This is a genomic window from Pseudomonas sp. BR20, from assembly GCF_050780135.1.
Classification (GTDB): Bacteria; Pseudomonadota; Gammaproteobacteria; order Pseudomonadales; family Pseudomonadaceae; genus Aquipseudomonas.
Genome location: NZ_CP172012.1, coordinates 3,154,693 through 3,172,011 on the forward strand (window position 1 = coordinate 3,154,693; position 17,319 = coordinate 3,172,011).

The window sequence follows — 17,319 nt, forward strand, 5'->3', positions numbered from 1 at the left end:
AGGTTTTGTGATGAAAACAACCACGTCCGGGCTTTGTGAAAAGCCTGCATTGCAACGCACCCTGAGCAACCGCCATATCCAGTTGATGGCCATGGGCGGTGCGATCGGCACCGGCCTGTTCATGGGCTCCGGCAAGATCATCGCGTTGTCCGGTACCTCGATCATCCTGATCTACATGATCATCGGGCTGTTCGTGTATTTCGTGATGCGCGCCATGGGTGAGCTGCTGCTGTCCAACCTCAACTTCAAGAGCTTCGCCGACTTTGCCGGCGCGTACCTGGGGCCGCGTGCGGCGTTCTTTCTCGGCTGGTCGTACTGGCTGAGCTGGAGCGTGGCGGTGGTGGGGGACGCGGTGGTGGTCGGCGGGTTTTTCCAGTACTGGTTCCCGCATGTGCCGGCGTGGATCCCGGCGGTGGGCATGCTGCTGACGCTGTTCGCACTGAACGTGCTGACGGTAAAACTGTTCGGCGAAGTGGAGTTCTGGTTCGCGATCATCAAGATCATCGCGGTGCTGACCCTGATCGGTGTGAGTGTGGTGCTGATTGCCAGCTCGTTTGTCTCACCCACTGGCGTCACGGCGTCCTTGAGCCACCTGCTGGATAAACAGGCGGCGTTTCCCAACGGCCTGTTCGGCTTTTTCGCCGGGTTCCAGATGGCGATCTTTTCCTTTGCCGGCACCGAACTGATCGGCACCGCAGCGGCTGAAACCCGTGCGCCGGAGAAGACCTTGCCCAAGGCGATCAACTCGATACCGCTGCGCATCATCCTGTTTTACGTGCTGGCCCTGGCGTGCATCATTGCGGTGACGTCGTGGCAACAGGTGTCGCCGAGCAAAAGTCCATTCGTTGAATTGTTCCTGGTGGCAGGCTTTCCGGCTGCGGCGGGGATCGTCAATTTCGTGGTGCTGACCTCGGCGGCATCGTCGGCCAACAGTGGGGTGTTTTCCGCCAGCCGCATGTTATTCGGCCTGGCAGACCTGGGGGACGCACCGGGTATCTTCGGTCGGCTGTCGAAAAGCAGCGTGCCGTTTATCAGTCTGGCATTTACCACGTTTTTGATGCTGCTCGGCCTGGCGCTGCTGTTTGTGGTGCCGGAGGTGATGACCGCCTTCACGATTGTGTCGACGGTGTCGGCGATCCTGGTGATTTTCACCTGGTCGACCATCCTCGCGTCCTATATCGCCTATCGCAAAAAACGCCCGGAGCTGCACGCCAAATCCCTCTACAAGATGCCCGGCGGTGTGCCGATGGCCTGGTTTTCCCTGGCGTTCCTGGCCTTCGTGTTGTGCCTGCTGGCGTTGCGGCCGGATACACGCTTGGCGCTATGCGTGATGCCGGCCTGGTTTATCTGGCTGGGCATTGCCTTTCAGTTTTCACGCTTCAAGGCGGCCGGGGTGGTCAATCCCGGTCATAGGTGATTAGAACTCCATTCTCAGGCCGACCGTGCCCTGGCGGCCGTTGAAGGTGTTGCTGTCCAGGTTGCGGTTGTAGCCCACCTCGCCGTACAGGCTGATGCCCGTGGCCACCTTCAGCGTGGCTCCGGCGCTCAGGTCCAGGGTGGTGGACTTTTGCTCAGTGTCGATCGCTGTTACATCGTTGAAGGTGACGGTGTTCTGCCCGGCACTGGTGTGCCAGACATTCGCTCGTACGTAGGGTTGAAGCGGCATGCTGCGGACCTGATAGTCACCGCGCAGGCGTACACCCAGGCGGCTGGTGACGGTGGTGTCGGCGTCATAGGAGACGTCAGAGATTCCGTCGTTTTGCTTATCCAGTTTGGTCTTGCCGACGATCAGTTGCGCCTGGGGTTCAACCACCCAGTTACCCATCCCGGCAAACGGCCAGCCGACTTCGGCGGACGCCGTGACATTGTGCCCTCGGGTGTCCATCTTCACGCCACGATCCGACTCGTTATTGCCGTCGAAGCGGGTGCCCATCAATACCAGGTCGAGGTAGGCCTGGTTGGCCCCGATCAGTGTCCAGTAAACCCCCAGGCTGTCCCCGCGCAGGGTGGTCTTGCCGGCGTCCTTGTCGTGCCAGCCACCGTTGAAGCCCTGGATATCGCCTTTGAGGGTGCTGTGGCCAACAAAGAACCCGCTGCGCTGGGTCAAGCCATTGCCGAAGGCACTGGCATACAGGTCACTGCCCGCCTGGAAGCCTCTCACCGAGCTGTTGAGCGATGGGCTTACGGCCCCTGCGAAGCTCTCGCGAGTGCTGTTGCCATAGAGTCGCCCCCAACCCGACGGGAATGCACCGTGGCTCAGTTGTTGACTCTGGTCGCCCATGCGCTGGTGAAAGGTGCCGAGCATGCCTTGCACGATTTGCTGGGCGGCGGGAAACAGCGCGGCGTAGATCGGCACTTCCGGGCGGTAAATGGGGATCGGGTCTGTCCCTGGATTGGGCGGCAATGGCGGTTCACCCGGAACGGGGGTGGGTAACGGCACGATGATCACCGGATCCGGCGGCACCACCGGTACCGTCGAGCGCAGGTAGTAGCTTTCTGCCGTACCGGCCGTTACGCCGCCCTTGAACAGGTAGTAGTCGAACGCCCCGGCGGACACCGGCGCGGCCAGCGTAAACGCGTTACCGCTGCCAGAGGCGCCGTTGAGGGCCTGCACCACCTGGATACCGTCCTGCAGGGTCGCCGCCCCCGCGCCGCCGAGGTTCGTGACGTTGATGGCGGTGGTAGCGGCGAGGGTGCCCTGGTTGATGATGAGTTTGTCGCTGGGGGAATCATCCGCACCCAAGGCGCTTTGCAGTGCAAGCCGCCCGTTGTCGCCGGTGTAATTGCCATTGATGGTCAGGGTGTCGCTGGTACGGGTGTTGCCGGTGGTCATGTTGAGGGTGCCGCTGTTAGTGACGTTCACCTGTTGGCCAGCCGTAAATGGGTCGATCACCCCCGTGCCGATCAACAGTTCGCTGGTCCCGTCGATGCTCAGGCTGCCGGTGCCGGTGGCGCTGTCACCCAGTTTCAGCGTTCCGCCCAGGGTCAGCTGCGACTGGTTGTCCAGACGAATGCTTTCCCAGTTGGGAAACAGGCCCGGATCGCCCGCCTTGGTGTTGTCCAGTGTGAGCGTGTCGACACCCAGGCCGCCGTCGACCAATTGCGCCGCAGCCAGTTGGGCATTGACCAGGTTTTGCAGTACCGCAGTATCGTCACCCGCGCCCATCAGCACGAACGAGTGCAGGTTTCCGCCCGTCCAGCCGAACTCGTCGTTGCCAAAGCTGAGGAGTATCTGCCCGTTGACGTCGCCACCCGAGACGGTCACGACGTCGTTGCCACCGCTGACACTGATGTTGCCGCCGACAAAGGCCGTGCCCGAGATCAGGATGGTGTCGTTGCCGAAGCCGGTCACCAGGTTGCCGATGATCCTGCCACCCGACATATCGAACAGGTTGTTGTCGAGCTTCATGTCGACCCGGCCGATGCTGCCACCGCTCATCTTGGCCTGGTCGCCATCCTCGAAAGCTCCAGTGATGGTGCCGCCACTCATGTTGAAGGTATCCAGGCCATCGCCTTGGGCCAGTGAGGCAATGGTGCCGCCGCTCTGGGCGTAGCTGTCGACACCTGCGCCTTGGGTGACGGCGCCGGCCTGGCCGCCGCTGATCTGTGCCACATCCGCGCCCGAGCCCTGGCTTACGCTGCCGGTGATGCTGCCCAGATTCAGGCGGAAAATATTACTGCCATCGCCCTGGTTGAGGTTGCCGTCGATCCCGGCACTCGGCCCGTTCACATCCACCAGATCGTTGCCGGCGCCATAGGTCACATTCCCGGTAACTCGCCCCGTGGCGCTGATGTTCAGGGTGTTGTTGCCCGCGCTGTCGGTAAACCCCGGCGCCGTGCCGCTGTCGCAGGAAGAGAGGTCATCGCCGGCGGTGTTGCTGATGGTACACGCCCCGTAAGACGCGGACGGCAACGTCGCCAAGGCAATCAGGTACAGCAGGGGCAAAGTCTGTGAGCGCATGATCCGTCCTCGCGCGAGGGGGAAGTTGCACCGATACCGGCAAAGGCAGGTGCAGGCCAGACCATGACAACGTGACGCGCGATACGGATCAGGGACGACGGGTTACCTGTTCGAAAACACCGGCCAATGCAAAGGGTTGGCATGGCTTTCTCGACTGCACCTCAAGCTGTGCAGCGCTTTTTGCACCATAGCCACACATCGTGCGGGCCGCCACTGTCAGAAATAACAGGTACAGACGAGTGGGCGATTACACAAACACAATTTCGTAAGGCTCGCGCATACGCTCCAGCAGCACCTGGGCCAATATCGGCGCCAGGCCAATCTGCGGGTCGCCCGCCAACTGGCTGGCATACGCATGGGCGGCGTGGAGCTTGCGCGCCACGGTCCAGGTGTCCAGGCGTACCTTGCGTGCCCGTTGCCAGGGGATCATCGCACCCTCGCGGGCGGGGCAGTGCCAGGCCCAGATCGGCAGTTCATACAGTTGCGCACCCACCAGGCTGCAGGCCTTGGCGCTGGCACGGCCGACGACGTCATGGTCGTCATTGCCGTCGTTGCGCCACGTGGTAAATACCACGTCGCCCGGTTGCAGGTAGCGCGCGATAAATTGGCTCAACTGCGGCTCGCGAGCGGCGAGGGCGTTGTCGCAGAAACCGCCGCGAATCCACTTCAGGCTGTGCAAGGGCATGCCCAGGCGGCGCAGCGCCTCGGCGCTTTCCTGGGGCCGCACCACACTCAGGCGGCTGGCCGACCATACGCAGGAGCCCGGGTGGCTGGCGCTGCCGTCAGTGATGGAGATCAGTTGCAGAGGGTGTTCCAGGGTGTTGAGCAATTGCAGTAGACCACCGCAGGCCACCACCTCGTCGCCGGGATGGGGCGCGATGATCACCACGCGCGCGCCGGCGGGCACCAGCGAAGCGGTAGAGATAGGCGGGATTTGCGCCAGCTGCGGTGCGCTGTTCCAGATTTGCGCGGGGCCGCGATGGCCTTCACTAAGGGAGGCAGGCTTCATGGGAATTACATCCTTGTCGGTTGATGCTGGGTCGTGCCCCGTTGATGGGACGACTCTATTTATTCACCACAGACTCCGCCGTGGTGCGCGCATGGCAATCCAACCCTGAATTACCAGCAAGGCGTCATCAGCATAGACAAGGATTGGTCGCTTTTACATTTTGCAATGTCGTTTTTTTCAAGATGCGCACATCAGGCTCTTCAAATAATCGCCGAACCCGCCTTGGGCACGGGCCTCCAGACGCGCGCTGGTGATGACTTGCGGGGCGTGGCTCCAGGCGATGGACGCACCGCAGCGCTCGAGGTCGCGCACTAATTGCACATCTTCGTGACAGGGCAGCGGCTCGAACCCTCCGGCGCGCACATACGCCCCGGCACTGATGCCCAGGTTGGCGCCGTGGATATGACGGTGACCGTCGCGGGCCTGGTACGCCTGCTGGTAGCGGATCTGCGCCGCCGGGTCGAACCCTTCGCTCCAGGCGTCGACGGTCACCGTGCCGCACACCGCGTCGGCGCCCAGTGCCAGCTGGGCTACCAGCCAATCGGGGGCAACACGGCTGTCGGCGTCGGTGCACGAAATCCAGCGTGCGCCCTGGTTGAGCAGGTGCCGCGCGCCTACCCCGCGCACGTGGCCGACGTTACGTGCCTGGACTTCCAGGCGCTGCACCGGGAAACCCTCGGCAATCGCCGCACTGGCGTCGCTGCAACTGTCGAGCACCACCAGGATTTGCACCGCTTCGCCCAGCAAGCCTGGGTGGCTGGCGGCGACCAATGCTGCCTCCAGGCAGCCGCCGAGCAACGCCTCTTCGTTATGTACCGGGATCAGAATGCCGATCATCGCAGGCCCTCGAGGGTGGCGACCGAAGTGCCGTCACGGCTCCACAGGTCGAGCAGGAAATCGTGTTCGTGGTGGGTGGCGACCAAGGGCATCGCCAGCCGCTCATGGAGCAGGGCGTGCACCTGTTCGGCGGTTTGCGGGCAACCGTCGATAGCCGGGCGCCAGTGGCAGGCCAACACCTGGCCATTGGCGGTGAGGCTGCTGAGGGCGCGATCGATCAAGCGGCACAGGTCATCGCTGTCGAGGTAGTAGCACAGCTCGCTCAAGACGATCAGATCGAATTCGCCTGTCGGCCATTGCTCGGGCAGGCGGCTCTGCTCCACCTGGGCATGGGCAAACCCCAGCAAGCGGCTGCGTGCCAGGGCGACGGCGGCCGAGGCCGTGTCGCAACACAGCAGGTGGTCACAGCGCGGGGCCAGCTCGAAGCTCAATTCGCCATTGGCGCAGCCGGGTTCGAACACCGAGGCATAGCGCGGCCGAGTCAACAGCGCCAGGGTCAGCGCACGTTTGCGTCGCTCGTACCAGCGTTGTCGAAAGGCCCAGGGGTCGTCGTTACCGGCAAACAGTTGATCGAAATACGGCGTCGCCACACTCATACAAATACCACTTCAAAAGGTTGCAGCAGACGCTCCACCACATAGGGCGCCAGCACCGGCGGCAGGCCGATCTGCGGGTCACCCTCCAACTGGCTGGCGAACGCGTGGATGGCGTGGCGTTTACGCGCGACGGCTTCACAGCTCAGCGGGATCTTGCGGGCGCGGTGCCAGGGCACCAGGCTGTTCTCGGGAGATGCCCAGTGCCAGGTCCACACCGGCAGCTCATAGAGGGCCGCACCCACCGCGTGCGCCGCCTTGGCGCTCGCGCGGCCAACGGCCTCGTGGTCGCAATGGCCGTCTTCGCGCCAGGTGGTAAACACCACATCCGCGGGTTTGAGGTGGCGCTGGATGAAGGCGCTGAGCTGCTCTTCCCGCGCCGCCACCTGGCCGTCGCTGAAGCCGGCCCGCAACCATTTCAGGCTGTGCAACGGCACGCCGAGGCGATGCAGGGCCTGTGCCGACTCCTGCGGGCGTACCACGCTCAAGCGCTCCACCGACCAGTGTGTGGAACCGGGGTGACTGGCGCTGCCATCGGTGACCGAAATCAATTGAATGGGCCGGCCCAACTCGGCCAAGCCTTGCAACAGGCCGCCACAGCCCAACACTTCGTCATCCGGGTGCGGAGCGATGATCACCGCGCGGTGGCCCTCAGGCACCAATTGTTCGACGCTGATCTGCGGCAGTTCGGCCATCAGCGGCGAGTCCTGCCAGCGCCGCAGTGGCGTGCCCTGGCCCACGATCGGGTTGGGTTTCATAACTGCCACCTCCCGGTGGGTTCACCGGCGACCAGTTCGCCGAGGCCGGCCAGGTCGCGTTCGGCATGGCTCTGGCGGACATACACCGGCAGGTCGGCCATCAACTGGGCAAAGTGCGGATCCTTGCAGTACGGCCCTGCGCCCACGGCTCGGCCGACATGCCGCATGACCTGCTCGACGCTGTCCTCGATGCACGCGCGTACCTGCTGGGCCAGTTGCCGGGCGTCAGCCTTGGGTTCGCGGTCGATCTGTAGAGCGCTGGCGCGCAGCACACACGCCGCGCCGTTCAGTGCACTGTCAACGGCGCCGAGGTGCGCGAGGGCATGGGGTTCCGGGCGCTTGCTGCAGTGATCGCGCAGCACCTCTGCCAGGCGTTGTGCCGCACCGTACCAGCAGGCGGCAATGCCAATGCCGCCTTGCCAGAACCCAGGGCGCGAGAGGTAGTCGCCGGGGCCGCCCACGGCAATGCCGTGGGCGCCTTCAAAGACGATCTCGACACTGCCGGTGGCGGCCATGCCCACGGCATTCCAGCCATCGTTTGTCACGTTCACACCCGGTTGATCCATCTGCACCGCCACCAATTGCTGGCAGCCTTGTTCATCCCAAGCCGTCAACAAACCATGGCTGACCACCGCCGCCCCGGAACACCAGGCTTTACGCCCGTCCAGGCGCAGGCGATGACCATCGCGGCGCACCTGCACTTTGGCATTCGGCGGTTCTGCGGCCCACATGCCCCAGAGGCTGCCCAGGGGCGGCAGTGGGCTGTCGAGTTCGGCAATGATCGCCAATGCGTCGGTGTGGCCTTCGAACAGCTTGCACAAGCGCAGGTCATGGCCTGCCACTTGTGCAAGGCGGCTGAACCGCCCCAGTGTGTCGCCGCTGCCAGGCAGCGGCAACTGGTCCAGGCCTTCGTCCTGAAGTGCCCTCAGGGCCTTGCCCAGATCCTGCGTGTCCGCATAGTCCTGGAAGCCTTGAAGGAATCCATGCAGTGCCATGTCACACCTCGTCGTCACGCTGCAGTTCGAACAGCAGCAGCGAGCGGCCGGTCACGCCGTACTCGTGGTCGAACTCAAAGCGTTCCTGGCCACGCACCGCTGGCTCGTTGGTGTCGAGCATGCAGGTCCAGAACTCACCCTCTGGAACCGGCGGCAGGCGGAAATTGACCATGTCGTGGTGAGCGTTCACCACCAGCAATAGAGTGGCGTCGGCACCTGCACGGCGAATCCCGGTTTCCTGGGCGCGGCCATCCATCAGCATGCCCAGGCAACGGCCGTGGCTGTCTTCCCACTGTTCGGTGGTCATCTCGTTGCCGTCCGGCGACAACCAGGTGACGTCCTTCACGCCGATGTCTTCGTTGTAGTCGCCCACCAGGAAGCGGCCACGACGCAGGATCGGGTAGGCCAGGCGCAGCTTGATCAGGCGCTTGACGAACTTGAGCAACGCCTTGCCGTCATCGTCCAGTTCCCAGTTGACCCAGCCGATCTCGCTGTCCTGGCAGTAGGCGTTGTTGTTGCCGTGCTGGGTGCGGGCGAATTCATCTCCGGCCACGATCATCGGCGTGCCCTGGGCCAGCAGCAGCGTGGCAAAGAAGTTGCGCATCTGGCGCAGGCGCAGTGCGTTGATTTCCGGGTCGTCGGTCGGGCCTTCCACGCCGTGGTTCCAGGACAGGTTGTTGTTGCTGCCGTCCTGGTTGTTCTCGTCGTTGTCTTCGTTGTGCTTGTCGTTGTAAGACACCAGGTCATGCAGGGTGAAACCGTCGTGGGCGGTGATGAAGTTCACCGAGCTGTAGGGGCGGCGGCCACGATGGTTGAACATCTCGCCCGAGGCGGTCATGCGCCCGGCGAAGTCTGCCAGTTGGCCGTCATCGCCTTTCCAGAAGGCACGCACGGTGTCGCGGAAACGGTCGTTCCATTCAACCCAGCCCGGTGGGAAGTTGCCCACCTGGTAGCCGCCGGGGCCGCAGTCCCATGGCTCAGCGATCATTTTCAACTGCCGCAGCACCGGGTCCTGGCGGCAGGCCACGAGGAAACTGTGGCGCTCGTCAAAACCGTCGCGGTAGCGCCCAAGAATGGTCGCCAGGTCGAAGCGGAAGCCATCGACGTGCATTTCGGTGGCCCAGTAACGCAGGGAATCGGTGACCATCTGCAGCACGCAGGGGTGGCTCAGGTCCAGGGTGTTGCCGGTGCCGGAATCGTTGATGTAGAAGCGCTTGTCGTCGGGCATCAGCCGGTAGTACGAAGCGTTGTCGATGCCGCGCATGGACAGGGTCGGGCCCCGCTCGTTGCCCTCGGCGGTGTGGTTGTAGACCACGTCGAGGATCACTTCCAGCTTCTGCTCGTGCAGGTGCGCAACCATCTCCTTGAACTCGGCGATCTTGCCGCTGGCCAGGTAACGCGGGTCGGGGGCGAAGAACGCAATGCTGTTGTAGCCCCAGTAGTTGGTCATGCCTTTTTCCAGCAGGTGCTGGTCGTTGACGAAGGCGTGCACCGGCAGCAGTTCCACCGACGAGATGCCCAACTGGCGGATGTGCTTGAGCACGTCATCTTCCATCAACCCGGCACAGGTGCCGCGCACGTCTTCGCCCACCGAAGGGTGACGCATGCTGATGCCACGCAAGTGGGTTTCGTAAATGATCGTACGGTCCCATGGCACCCGCACCGGCTGGTCGTTGCCCCAGGTGTGCGCCGGGTCGATGACCTTGCACTTGGGCACGAACGGTGCGCTGTCACGCTCGTCGAAACTGAGGTCGTCATCCGGGTGGCCGATGGTGTAGCCGAACAGCGCTTCGGACCATTTGAGTTCGCCCACCAGCTGTTTGGCGTAGGGGTCGATCAGCAATTTGTTGTGGTTGAAACGATGACCATTGGCCGGATCATAAGCGCCGTACACACGGTAGCCGTAGATCAGCCCAGGGTGGGCGTCGGGCAAGTAACCGTGGAATATTTCGTCGGTGTATTCGGGCAATTCGATGCGCTCGAGTTCCACTTCGCCGGTGTCATCGAACAGGCACAGTTCGACTTTCTCGGCGTTGGCCGAGAACAGCGCGAAGTTCACACCCAGGCCATCCCAGGTAGCGCCGAGGGGGAAGGGCAAACCTTCACGAATCCGCGACGGCTCGTTACCCGGCGTCGATGGGGTCTTATGGGGTTTGCTCATTGAGTTGCTCCTGCAAGGCTATTTTTTCGGGCCGAATGCGGCCCTGCTGACGTGTGTTCAGCGGATGAGAAGAAGAGTGAAGTCACCTTTTGCCGACAGCGCCGGCAAAAGGTTCGTGGCGCCGTGCGCGTTAAGCCTTGGGCTTTTTCGGCGCTGGCGGCTTCTTGGCCGCCGGGGGCGCCGGTTTGCTCGCGGTTGGCGCAGGTGGCTTGGCCTTTGCCGCAGGCTTGGGGGCGGTCTTGGGCTTGGCGGCGGGCTTGGGTTTGCTCGGCGTCAGTGCTTCGGCTTCGGCCAGCTTGCGCGCCATCTCCCAGTGGCGCGCGTCTTCCCCGTGGGGTTTGCCTTCAGACTCCCAGATCTGATGCGCCAGTTCGCGTATGCGTTTGTCTTCAGTACTCATCACAATGCTCCTCACAGAAAATTTTCAGCTTTCTTGATCATCAGAATTGATAAAGACATTGACCGGGAAATCCCCCAGGGCAGTGCTGATCAACAGCTCCTTGTCTGGTGTGACTGCGCCTGTATGAAAAAGTCCCTTCCAGTTTTGCGTTGGCACGGCGAACGGTAATTTCACCCGGGTATCGCCCCAAACCTGCGCATTGATCTGGGGATGCACACCGTTTTCAAGCAGGTCATGGGACCAACGTGGCACCACCACCAGCAGGCGTTTGCCCTGGTGTTCGCGGCAGAACGCGACCACCCGTTCGGCGTGTCGGCCGACGACTTCCAGTGCTGTATAGCGGCCGTTGCGGAACACGTCCGGATGGGCCTTGCGCAAGGCCAGTACGTGGGCAATCAAGGTTTGCTTGATACGCCCGTCACGCCAGTTGAACAACAGTTCGCCGATGTCCGGCAGGGTATTGAGTGCGTGTTGCCGCGCGGTGAAATCCACCGGGCGACGGTTGTCCGGGTCCACCAGGCTGAAGTCCCAGAACTCATCGCCCTGGTACAGGTCCGGCACACCCGGCACGGTAATGCGAAGCAAGGTTTGCGCCAGTCCGTTGACCGCGCCTGCGGGGGCGATGGCCTGGGCGGCGCCGCCGATTGCGCTGCGCAGCGGCTGACCTTCATCACTGAGCAGCAGACGTGTGAGAAAGGCTTCGACGCCCTGTTCATAGGCCTCGTTGGGCGCGCTCCAACTGCTCTGCAGCTTGGCTTCGCGCAGGGCTTTTTGTTGCCACTGCCACAGGCGCTGGTGATAGCCCTCGAAGTCTTCGGCCTGGTCCAGCGGCCAACTGCCCAGCAGCACCTGATACAGGATCAGCTCATCGCCGGCCGACGGTGTGGTCGCGTCGTCGCGCAACGGTGCTGCCAGGGTGCGCCAATGCTCCACTTGCTCGACGTACCACGGCGCGCACTCGCTGAGCACGGCCAGGCGCGCACGGGTGTCTTCGCCACGCTTGTGGTCATGGGTGGCGGTGGCCAGCAGGTTGTCGGGGAAGGCCTGCAAACGCTGTTGATTGATGGCGTGAAACTCGGCCAACGGCGCGCTGAACTGCTCGGTACTGAAGCCCACATCGTTGCGCGACAGCAGCACGGCCGAGCGGTAGAACGCGGTGTCTTCCACGGCCTTGGCGGCAGCCGGCGAGGTCAGTTGCTGGAAGCGCACACAGGCATGCTTAAGGATCTTGCGCTCACGGCCCACCGGGCGATTGCGCCAGGGTTGGCCGCCGAGCCATTTTTCCAGGTGTTCGAGCACCGGCCAGTCGCCCTCGCCAAGGGTCGTGCGGGCGCCGTCCAGGGCCTGCTGGAACACTTTGTCGTCGTCGGCGCTACGGCCGCGGGCGCTGATATAGGTGCGGTACACCGGGAAATGCACGATCAGTTCCTGCAACGCGCGACGGATCGCGCCGAGGGTCAGGTCGCGGGTCATCACATCGTCGCGGGCCACTTGCAACAGGGCCTGGGCCACGCTTTCAAAGTCGCCGCCCAGGGAGCCGTTGAGGATTTGCTGGCGGGCCAGCCGCGCCTCTTCGATAAACGCCGAGGGCCGTTCGCTGTGCCGCGTCCATAAGTCCGCCAGCGGCGCAAAGCCCTCGGGATGGTGTTGCAGCAGCGACAACTGGTTCATGAATTCGTAGCCGGTGGTGCCGTCCACTTGCCAGTCTTCGCGCAGGGTTTCGCCCTCGCCGAGGATTTTTTCCACGAAGATCGGCAAGTGCCGCTCGGGCGACAGCGAATCCACCCGACGCCGCAGCTTGCGGCAGTAACCGCGCGGATCGGCCAGGCCGTCGATGTGGTCGATGCGCAGGCCATCCACCAGGCCTTCGCTGATCAGCTCGAAGATCTTGCCGTGGGTGGCTTCGAACACAGCGGTGCGCTCCACGCGCAACCCGCCGAGTTCGTTGACGTCGAAGAAGCGCCGCCAGTTGATGTCGTCTGCCGCCGTGCGCCAGCTGGCCAGGCGATAGGCCTGTTGCTCGAGCAGGTGGTGCAGACGGTTGAAGCCCTCCGGCGTGCGTCCGTCGAACTCGGTCAGCCGCTGTTCGATAGTCTCCAGGACTTCTGTGGCGCGTTCGGCCAATACCTGCTTGAGCCAGGCGGCTTCGGCGTAGGCATCATCCTGATAGGCCAGGGCGCTGAAGCGGTCGGCCAGAGGTTTGAGCCGCTCGTCGGCACCGAGGATCGCCGCGTAATCCCGTGGGCAGATAGGGAAGCGGTGTTCGTAGTGTTCAACGTAAAACACGCCGTGGGCCGCATCGAAATGCAGCGTCAGCGTACCGCTCTGCAAGGCTTCGCCGTAGTCGCTGCCGAGGAAGGGCATGAGCAATTGGCCCTTGAGCAGCGGGTCGGGCGAATGCCATTGGATGTCGAAGAATTCGCTGTAGGGGCTCAACCGGCCCCATTCCAACAGGTCCAGCCACCAAGGGTTGTCGGCGCCGCCCACGGCCATATGGTTGGAGACGATATCGAGGATCAGGCCCATATCGTGTTCGCGTAGGGCTGCGACCAGACGGCGCAAGGCCGGTTCGCCGCCCAGCTCGGGGTTAACGCTGGTGGGGTCGACCACATCGTAGCCATGCATAGAGCCGGCGCGGGCGCTCAACAATGGCGAGGCATACAGGTGGCTGATGCCCAATTGGGCGAAATACGGCACCAGAGGAACCGCGTCATCCAGGGTAAAACCTTTGTGGAATTGCAGGCGCTGGGTAGCGCGCAGGGGTAGGGCTTTCATCGGTCTCGCTCATAGGCTTGGTTGCGCGCGACGGCCAGCAGTTCGAGGCGGCGCGCGGCACCGGCGTTGTCGAGGAGGCTGGAGGCCTCGCCCGGTAAACGACGGCGCCAATTAGGGTGGGTGTCGGTGGTGCCGGGCAGGTTGGCTTGTTCTTCAAGGCCCAGCGCGTCTTCCAGCGGCAACAGCACCAGCGGCGCACGGGTGTGGCCGAGGTAGCGCACGCTGGCGTCGATCATGTGGTCGGTTTCGTTGCGGATCTCATCGACGAAGTTCTGCGGGTCCTGGCTCAAGGCCTGGCGCAGTGCCTGGCGTTCACGCAGGCGGTGTTCGCTCCATTGCTCCACGGTGGGGGCATCGATCAGACCCAGCTGGACGTTCCAGTCGATATCACGGCTGTGCCACCAACCGTTGAGGGTCGGCAAATCGTGGGTGCTGGTGGTGGCCAGGGCGTTATCCGGCCAGTCCAGGATCGGGTTGAACTGGCCATCGTGGCCTTGTTCGAACAACAGCACGCGCATGCCGAGGATCGAGCGGGCGATGAGTTTTTCGCGCAGCCCATCGGGCACCGTGCCGAGGTCTTCTCCGAGCACGATGGCCTGATGGCGGTGGGATTCCAGCGCCAGCAGGCGCAACAGGTCGTCTACCGGGTAATACAGGTAAGCGCCTTCACGCGGGGAGGCGTCCATGGGAATCACCCACAGGCGTTGCAGGCCCATTACATGGTCGATGCGCAAGCCGCCGGCATGGGCGAAGTTGGCCCGCAGCATCTCGATAAACGCGCGGAAGCCGTTGCGCTTGAGGCCCTCGGGCGAGAACGCGGAAATGCCCCAGCCCTGGCCGGCGCGGTTAAGGATGTCGGGTGGCGCGCCCACGGTCAGGTCGGCCAGTAACTCATCCTGGCGGCTCCAGGCCTGGCTGCCACCGCCGTCGGCGCCGACGGCCAGGTCAGCGATCAAGCCGACACCCATGCCGCTGCCTTTGGCGGCTTGTTGGGCGCGCTCCAGGCAACGGGCGATCAGCCATTGGCCGAAGGCGTAGAAGCCGATCTCGGCGTGGTGCTCTTCGGCGAACGCAACCAGCGCAGGGCTCTGCGGCGAACGCCACTCTTCAGGCCAGTGGCGCCAGTCAAGGTCCTCGCCGGCAGCGGCGCGCACAGCCTGTACGGCTTCGAAGCGGCAATGGTTTTCCAGGGCCTCGCCACCGGCCTGGCGAAAGCTCAGAAAGTCGGCGTGCTGCGGGTGATGGCCGTGGCGGAAGTCTTCATACAGCGCGCGTAGCAGGCGCTGTTTGGCCTGGGCGGCGACGGGCCAGTCGATCAGGGTGTGCTGTTCCAGCGCGTGCAACTCTTCTTCCAGGCCAATGGCTTCAATCGCATTGCGCACCTCACGTTCACCCAGAATACAGGCGGGCGAGGCATACAGGCTGTTGAGGAACAGGCGGCTGGACGGCGAGTACGGGCTGTAGCGTTCGGTGTCGGCACTGAACATCGCGTGCATCGGGCTGATCGCCAGGGCATCGGCGCCGCGTTCGGCGGCGGAGCGGGCCAGGTGTTCCAGGGCCAGGGTGTCGCCGAAACCGCCATCGCCCAAGCGGCGCAGTGAATACAGCTGGGCGCTCAGGCCCCAGGCGCGGGCGGGCCGGGTGTCCACCGCTTCGGCCACGCTGTAGCAATGGGTGGGCGCGACGGCCAAGGTGAAGCTTTGATCGTCGATATGCACCTGGTGGTAGCCCAGGGCGATAACGCCGGGCAATACGGAGTCGCCATCGAGGCGCAGCTCCAGGGTCTCGCCGCCTTCGAGGTTGACCCGACACAGGGTGTCAGGTTCGAAGTAGCGCGCCAGGTCGAGGCCTTCACCGCTGTCGACGGTCATCAGGGGCGGCAGGTGCTTGTCTTGTTGCACGCGCTCCAGTTCAAGCAGGCTGGCGTTGATGTCGGCATCGCTGTCGGCCGGGTGGCCCAGGCCTTTGAGAACCGCGCGCAGGGCGTCGGGTGTCACTCGTTGCGGGCGGCCGTTTGCGTCGATCCAATCGACGGCCAGGCCCGCGCGGCTGGCGAGGATTTCCAGGTTCGCTTCGCTCAAGGGTGCTCTCCAACAGGGGATAAAGTGACGCGGGCGCTGAAGGGCGGCAGTTGCGCACCTTGCAGGGCCGGCGTTTCAAACAGGACCGGCGCGGTGGCCGGGTGATCCAGTGGCGTGGCGCTCAGGTTCAGGTCGATCTGCAGCAGGCTGCCGTTACCCAGGCGCCAGCGCGCACTGACGGCCGCGTAGGCAAGCACCTGCGCGCCCAATGCCTCGGCGCCCGGCAGGTGCGGCACGATATGCCGATGGCGCAGGCTGAGCAGTTGGCGATAGAGCTGAGCGTGTTCGTTGCCGGCGATCACCGGGGCCGATTGCTCGAATGTCGACAGCGCGTTGGGGTCGGGGATGCGTTCACGTCGCTCGGGATCGTGGAACGCTGCGAAGTCGGCAAACTCATTGCGCCGGCCTTCACGGACCGCTTCGGCCAGTTCACCGTGGTGGTCGGTAAAAAACAGGAACGGCTCGCTGGCGTTCGCCTCATCCCCCATGAACATCAGCGGAATCATCGGCGACAACAGCAGCAGGGCGGTTGCAGCCTTGAGCGCCTGGGGCGAGCAAAGCTGGTGCAGGCGTTCGCCCAGGGCGCGGTTGCCGATCTGGTCGTGGTTCTGCAGGAAGGACACAAAGGCCGTGGGCCGCAGTTCACTGCTCGGCTCGCCACGTTCATGACCATGGCGGGTGGTGTGGCCCTGATAGATAAACCCTTCGCCCAGGCAGCGGGCGAGTTTGGTCGTGGGGTCCTGGGCAAAGTCGCTGTAATAGGCATCGGTTTCGCCGGTCAGCAACACGTGCAGCACGTTATGGAAGTCATCATTCCATTGCGCGTCGAAATCCTCCTTGAGCAGGCTGGCCTGGTTCAGCTCGTTTTCCAGCACCAGCCACACATGACGACCGGTATCCACCTGCTGGCGTACCCGATGCGCGAGTTCCTGGAGGAAACCGGGGTTGTCGATAGCGTGCACCGCGTCCAGGCGCAGGCCGTCGAAGCGGTACTCGAGCAGCCACATCAGTGCGTTGTCGAGGAAGAAATTCCGCACTTCACGACGCTCGAAGTCGATACCGGCCCCCCACGGCGTGTGCACGTCTTCCTGGAAGAAGCCCTTGGCGTATTGGCCCAGGTAATTGCCGTCAGGGCCGAAGTGGTTGTAAACCACGTCGAGGATCACGGCGAGGCCGTGCTCGTGGGCGCTGTCGATCAGGTGTTTGAGTTGCTCGGGCGAACCGTAGGAGGAGTGCGGTGCGTAGGGCAGCACGCCGTCATAACCCCAGTTGCGCTCACCGGGAAATTGCGCCAGCGGCATCAATTCAATCGCGGTGACGCCCAGCTCGGCCAGGCGTGGCAGGTGCTTTTCGACTTCGGCGTAGCCGCCCATCGCGCCTACGTGCAATTCGTAGATCACTGCTTCGTGCCATGGACGGCCTTGCCAATTGGCGTGGCGCCATGGGTAGGCGAGCGGGTCGACTACCAGGCTCCAACCATGCACGTCCGAGGCCTGGGCCCGGGACGCGGGGTCGGGAACATCCATTTCCCCATCAATGTTGTAGCGGTAGCGCGTGCCCGCCGGGCACTTTACTTCAGTCTCGAACCAGCCATCTGCCTGGGGCAGCATGGCGATGGATTTACCGTTTTCCAATTCAACGCTGACATAAAACGCGTCTGGCGCCCACAAGGCAAAACGCGTGTGTTGCGCGTCCAGCATGATTGCGCCGTGGGGCCAGGTTTCCAAAGTCCGTAACGGCATCTATGAA

12 protein-coding genes are annotated in these 17,319 nt (G+C 63.5%); 1 reads left to right on the plus strand and 11 read right to left on the minus strand.

The genetic code is table 11. The features are described 5' to 3' along the window. Positions 1-10 precede the first annotated feature (10 nt). Positions 11-1,417: an amino acid permease gene (locus ACHPFG_RS14580; protein ID WP_431703303.1), complete on the plus strand. Its 1,407-nt coding sequence runs from the start codon at positions 11-13 to the stop codon at positions 1,415-1,417. On the opposite strand, the gene ACHPFG_RS14585 is transcribed toward ACHPFG_RS14580, so the two are convergent. From ACHPFG_RS14585 to treZ, 11 genes are all read right to left on the minus strand, one after another. After that, positions 1,418-3,961, minus strand: coding sequence for an autotransporter outer membrane beta-barrel domain-containing protein (locus ACHPFG_RS14585; RefSeq protein WP_431703305.1), 2,544 nt, complete (start codon positions 3,959-3,961; stop codon positions 1,418-1,420). 247 nt (positions 3,962-4,208) lie between these two features. Continuing rightward, positions 4,209-4,970: a PIG-L deacetylase family protein gene (locus ACHPFG_RS14590; protein ID WP_431703307.1), complete on the minus strand. Its 762-nt coding sequence runs from the start codon at positions 4,968-4,970 to the stop codon at positions 4,209-4,211. A 177-nt stretch (positions 4,971-5,147) separates the two neighbouring features. Then, positions 5,148-5,807, minus strand: coding sequence for a glycosyltransferase (locus ACHPFG_RS14595; RefSeq protein ID WP_431703309.1), 660 nt, complete (start codon positions 5,805-5,807; stop codon positions 5,148-5,150). Next, positions 5,804-6,403, minus strand: a complete 600-nt coding sequence (locus tag ACHPFG_RS14600; protein ID WP_431703311.1) for an SAM-dependent methyltransferase — start codon at positions 6,401-6,403, stop codon at positions 5,804-5,806. Before ACHPFG_RS14600 ends, ACHPFG_RS14595 begins: the two co-directional genes overlap by 4 nt. Next, complete coding sequence (locus ACHPFG_RS14605) at positions 6,400-7,158, minus strand: PIG-L deacetylase family protein (protein WP_431703313.1); 759 nt, start codon at positions 7,156-7,158, stop codon at positions 6,400-6,402. Before ACHPFG_RS14605 ends, ACHPFG_RS14600 begins: the two co-directional genes overlap by 4 nt. Next, entirely contained in the window at positions 7,155-8,153 is a 999-nt protein-coding gene (locus ACHPFG_RS14610) for an acyl-CoA dehydrogenase (RefSeq protein ID WP_431703315.1), read from the minus strand. The genes ACHPFG_RS14605 and ACHPFG_RS14610 overlap by 4 nt, the downstream gene beginning before the upstream one ends. Before the next feature lies 1 nt (position 8,154). Beyond that, positions 8,155-10,314 carry a glycogen debranching protein GlgX gene (glgX, locus tag ACHPFG_RS14615; protein ID WP_431703317.1) on the minus strand — a complete coding sequence of 720 codons (2,160 nt, stop codon included), beginning with the start codon at positions 10,312-10,314 and terminating at the stop codon, positions 8,155-8,157. 130 nt (positions 10,315-10,444) lie between these two features. Then, positions 10,445-10,714 carry a DUF2934 domain-containing protein gene (locus ACHPFG_RS14620; RefSeq protein ID WP_131696149.1) on the minus strand — a complete coding sequence of 90 codons (270 nt, stop codon included), beginning with the start codon at positions 10,712-10,714 and terminating at the stop codon, positions 10,445-10,447. A gap of 24 nt (positions 10,715-10,738) precedes the next feature. After that, positions 10,739-13,489, minus strand: a complete 2,751-nt coding sequence (locus ACHPFG_RS14625; protein WP_431703319.1) for a malto-oligosyltrehalose synthase — start codon at positions 13,487-13,489, stop codon at positions 10,739-10,741. After that, positions 13,486-15,570, minus strand: coding sequence for a 4-alpha-glucanotransferase (gene malQ, locus ACHPFG_RS14630; RefSeq protein WP_145337752.1), 2,085 nt, complete (start codon positions 15,568-15,570; stop codon positions 13,486-13,488). The genes ACHPFG_RS14625 and malQ overlap by 4 nt, the downstream gene beginning before the upstream one ends. Further along, a complete protein-coding gene (gene treZ, locus ACHPFG_RS14635) occupies positions 15,567-17,312 on the minus strand; it encodes a malto-oligosyltrehalose trehalohydrolase (RefSeq protein WP_339450837.1) in 1,746 nt (581 codons plus the stop codon). The genes malQ and treZ overlap by 4 nt, the downstream gene beginning before the upstream one ends. Positions 17,313-17,319 lie beyond the last annotated feature (7 nt).

What these genes read in the sequence shown, in the direction of transcription:
- ACHPFG_RS14595 (WP_431703309.1), bottom strand. Translation starts at nt 5,807, where the DNA reads ATGATCGGCATTCTGATCCCGGTACATAACGAAGAGGCGTTGCTCGGC.
- ACHPFG_RS14605 (WP_431703313.1), bottom strand. Translation starts at nt 7,158, where the DNA reads ATGAAACCCAACCCGATCGTGGGCCAGGGCACGCCACTGCGGCGCTGG.
- ACHPFG_RS14625 (WP_431703319.1), bottom strand. Translation starts at nt 13,489, where the DNA reads ATGAAAGCCCTACCCCTGCGCGCTACCCAGCGCCTGCAATTCCACAAA.
- ACHPFG_RS14580 (WP_431703303.1), top strand. Translation starts at nt 11, where the DNA reads ATGAAAACAACCACGTCCGGGCTTTGTGAAAAGCCTGCATTGCAACGC.
- ACHPFG_RS14590 (WP_431703307.1), bottom strand. Translation starts at nt 4,970, where the DNA reads ATGAAGCCTGCCTCCCTTAGTGAAGGCCATCGCGGCCCCGCGCAAATC.
- ACHPFG_RS14620 (WP_131696149.1), bottom strand. Translation starts at nt 10,714, where the DNA reads ATGAGTACTGAAGACAAACGCATACGCGAACTGGCGCATCAGATCTGG.
- ACHPFG_RS14610 (WP_431703315.1), bottom strand. Translation starts at nt 8,153, where the DNA reads ATGGCACTGCATGGATTCCTTCAAGGCTTCCAGGACTATGCGGACACG.
- treZ (WP_339450837.1), bottom strand. Translation starts at nt 17,312, where the DNA reads ATGCCGTTACGGACTTTGGAAACCTGGCCCCACGGCGCAATCATGCTG.
- glgX (WP_431703317.1), bottom strand. Translation starts at nt 10,314, where the DNA reads ATGAGCAAACCCCATAAGACCCCATCGACGCCGGGTAACGAGCCGTCG.
- ACHPFG_RS14600 (WP_431703311.1), bottom strand. Translation starts at nt 6,403, where the DNA reads ATGAGTGTGGCGACGCCGTATTTCGATCAACTGTTTGCCGGTAACGAC.
- ACHPFG_RS14585 (WP_431703305.1), bottom strand. Translation starts at nt 3,961, where the DNA reads ATGCGCTCACAGACTTTGCCCCTGCTGTACCTGATTGCCTTGGCGACG.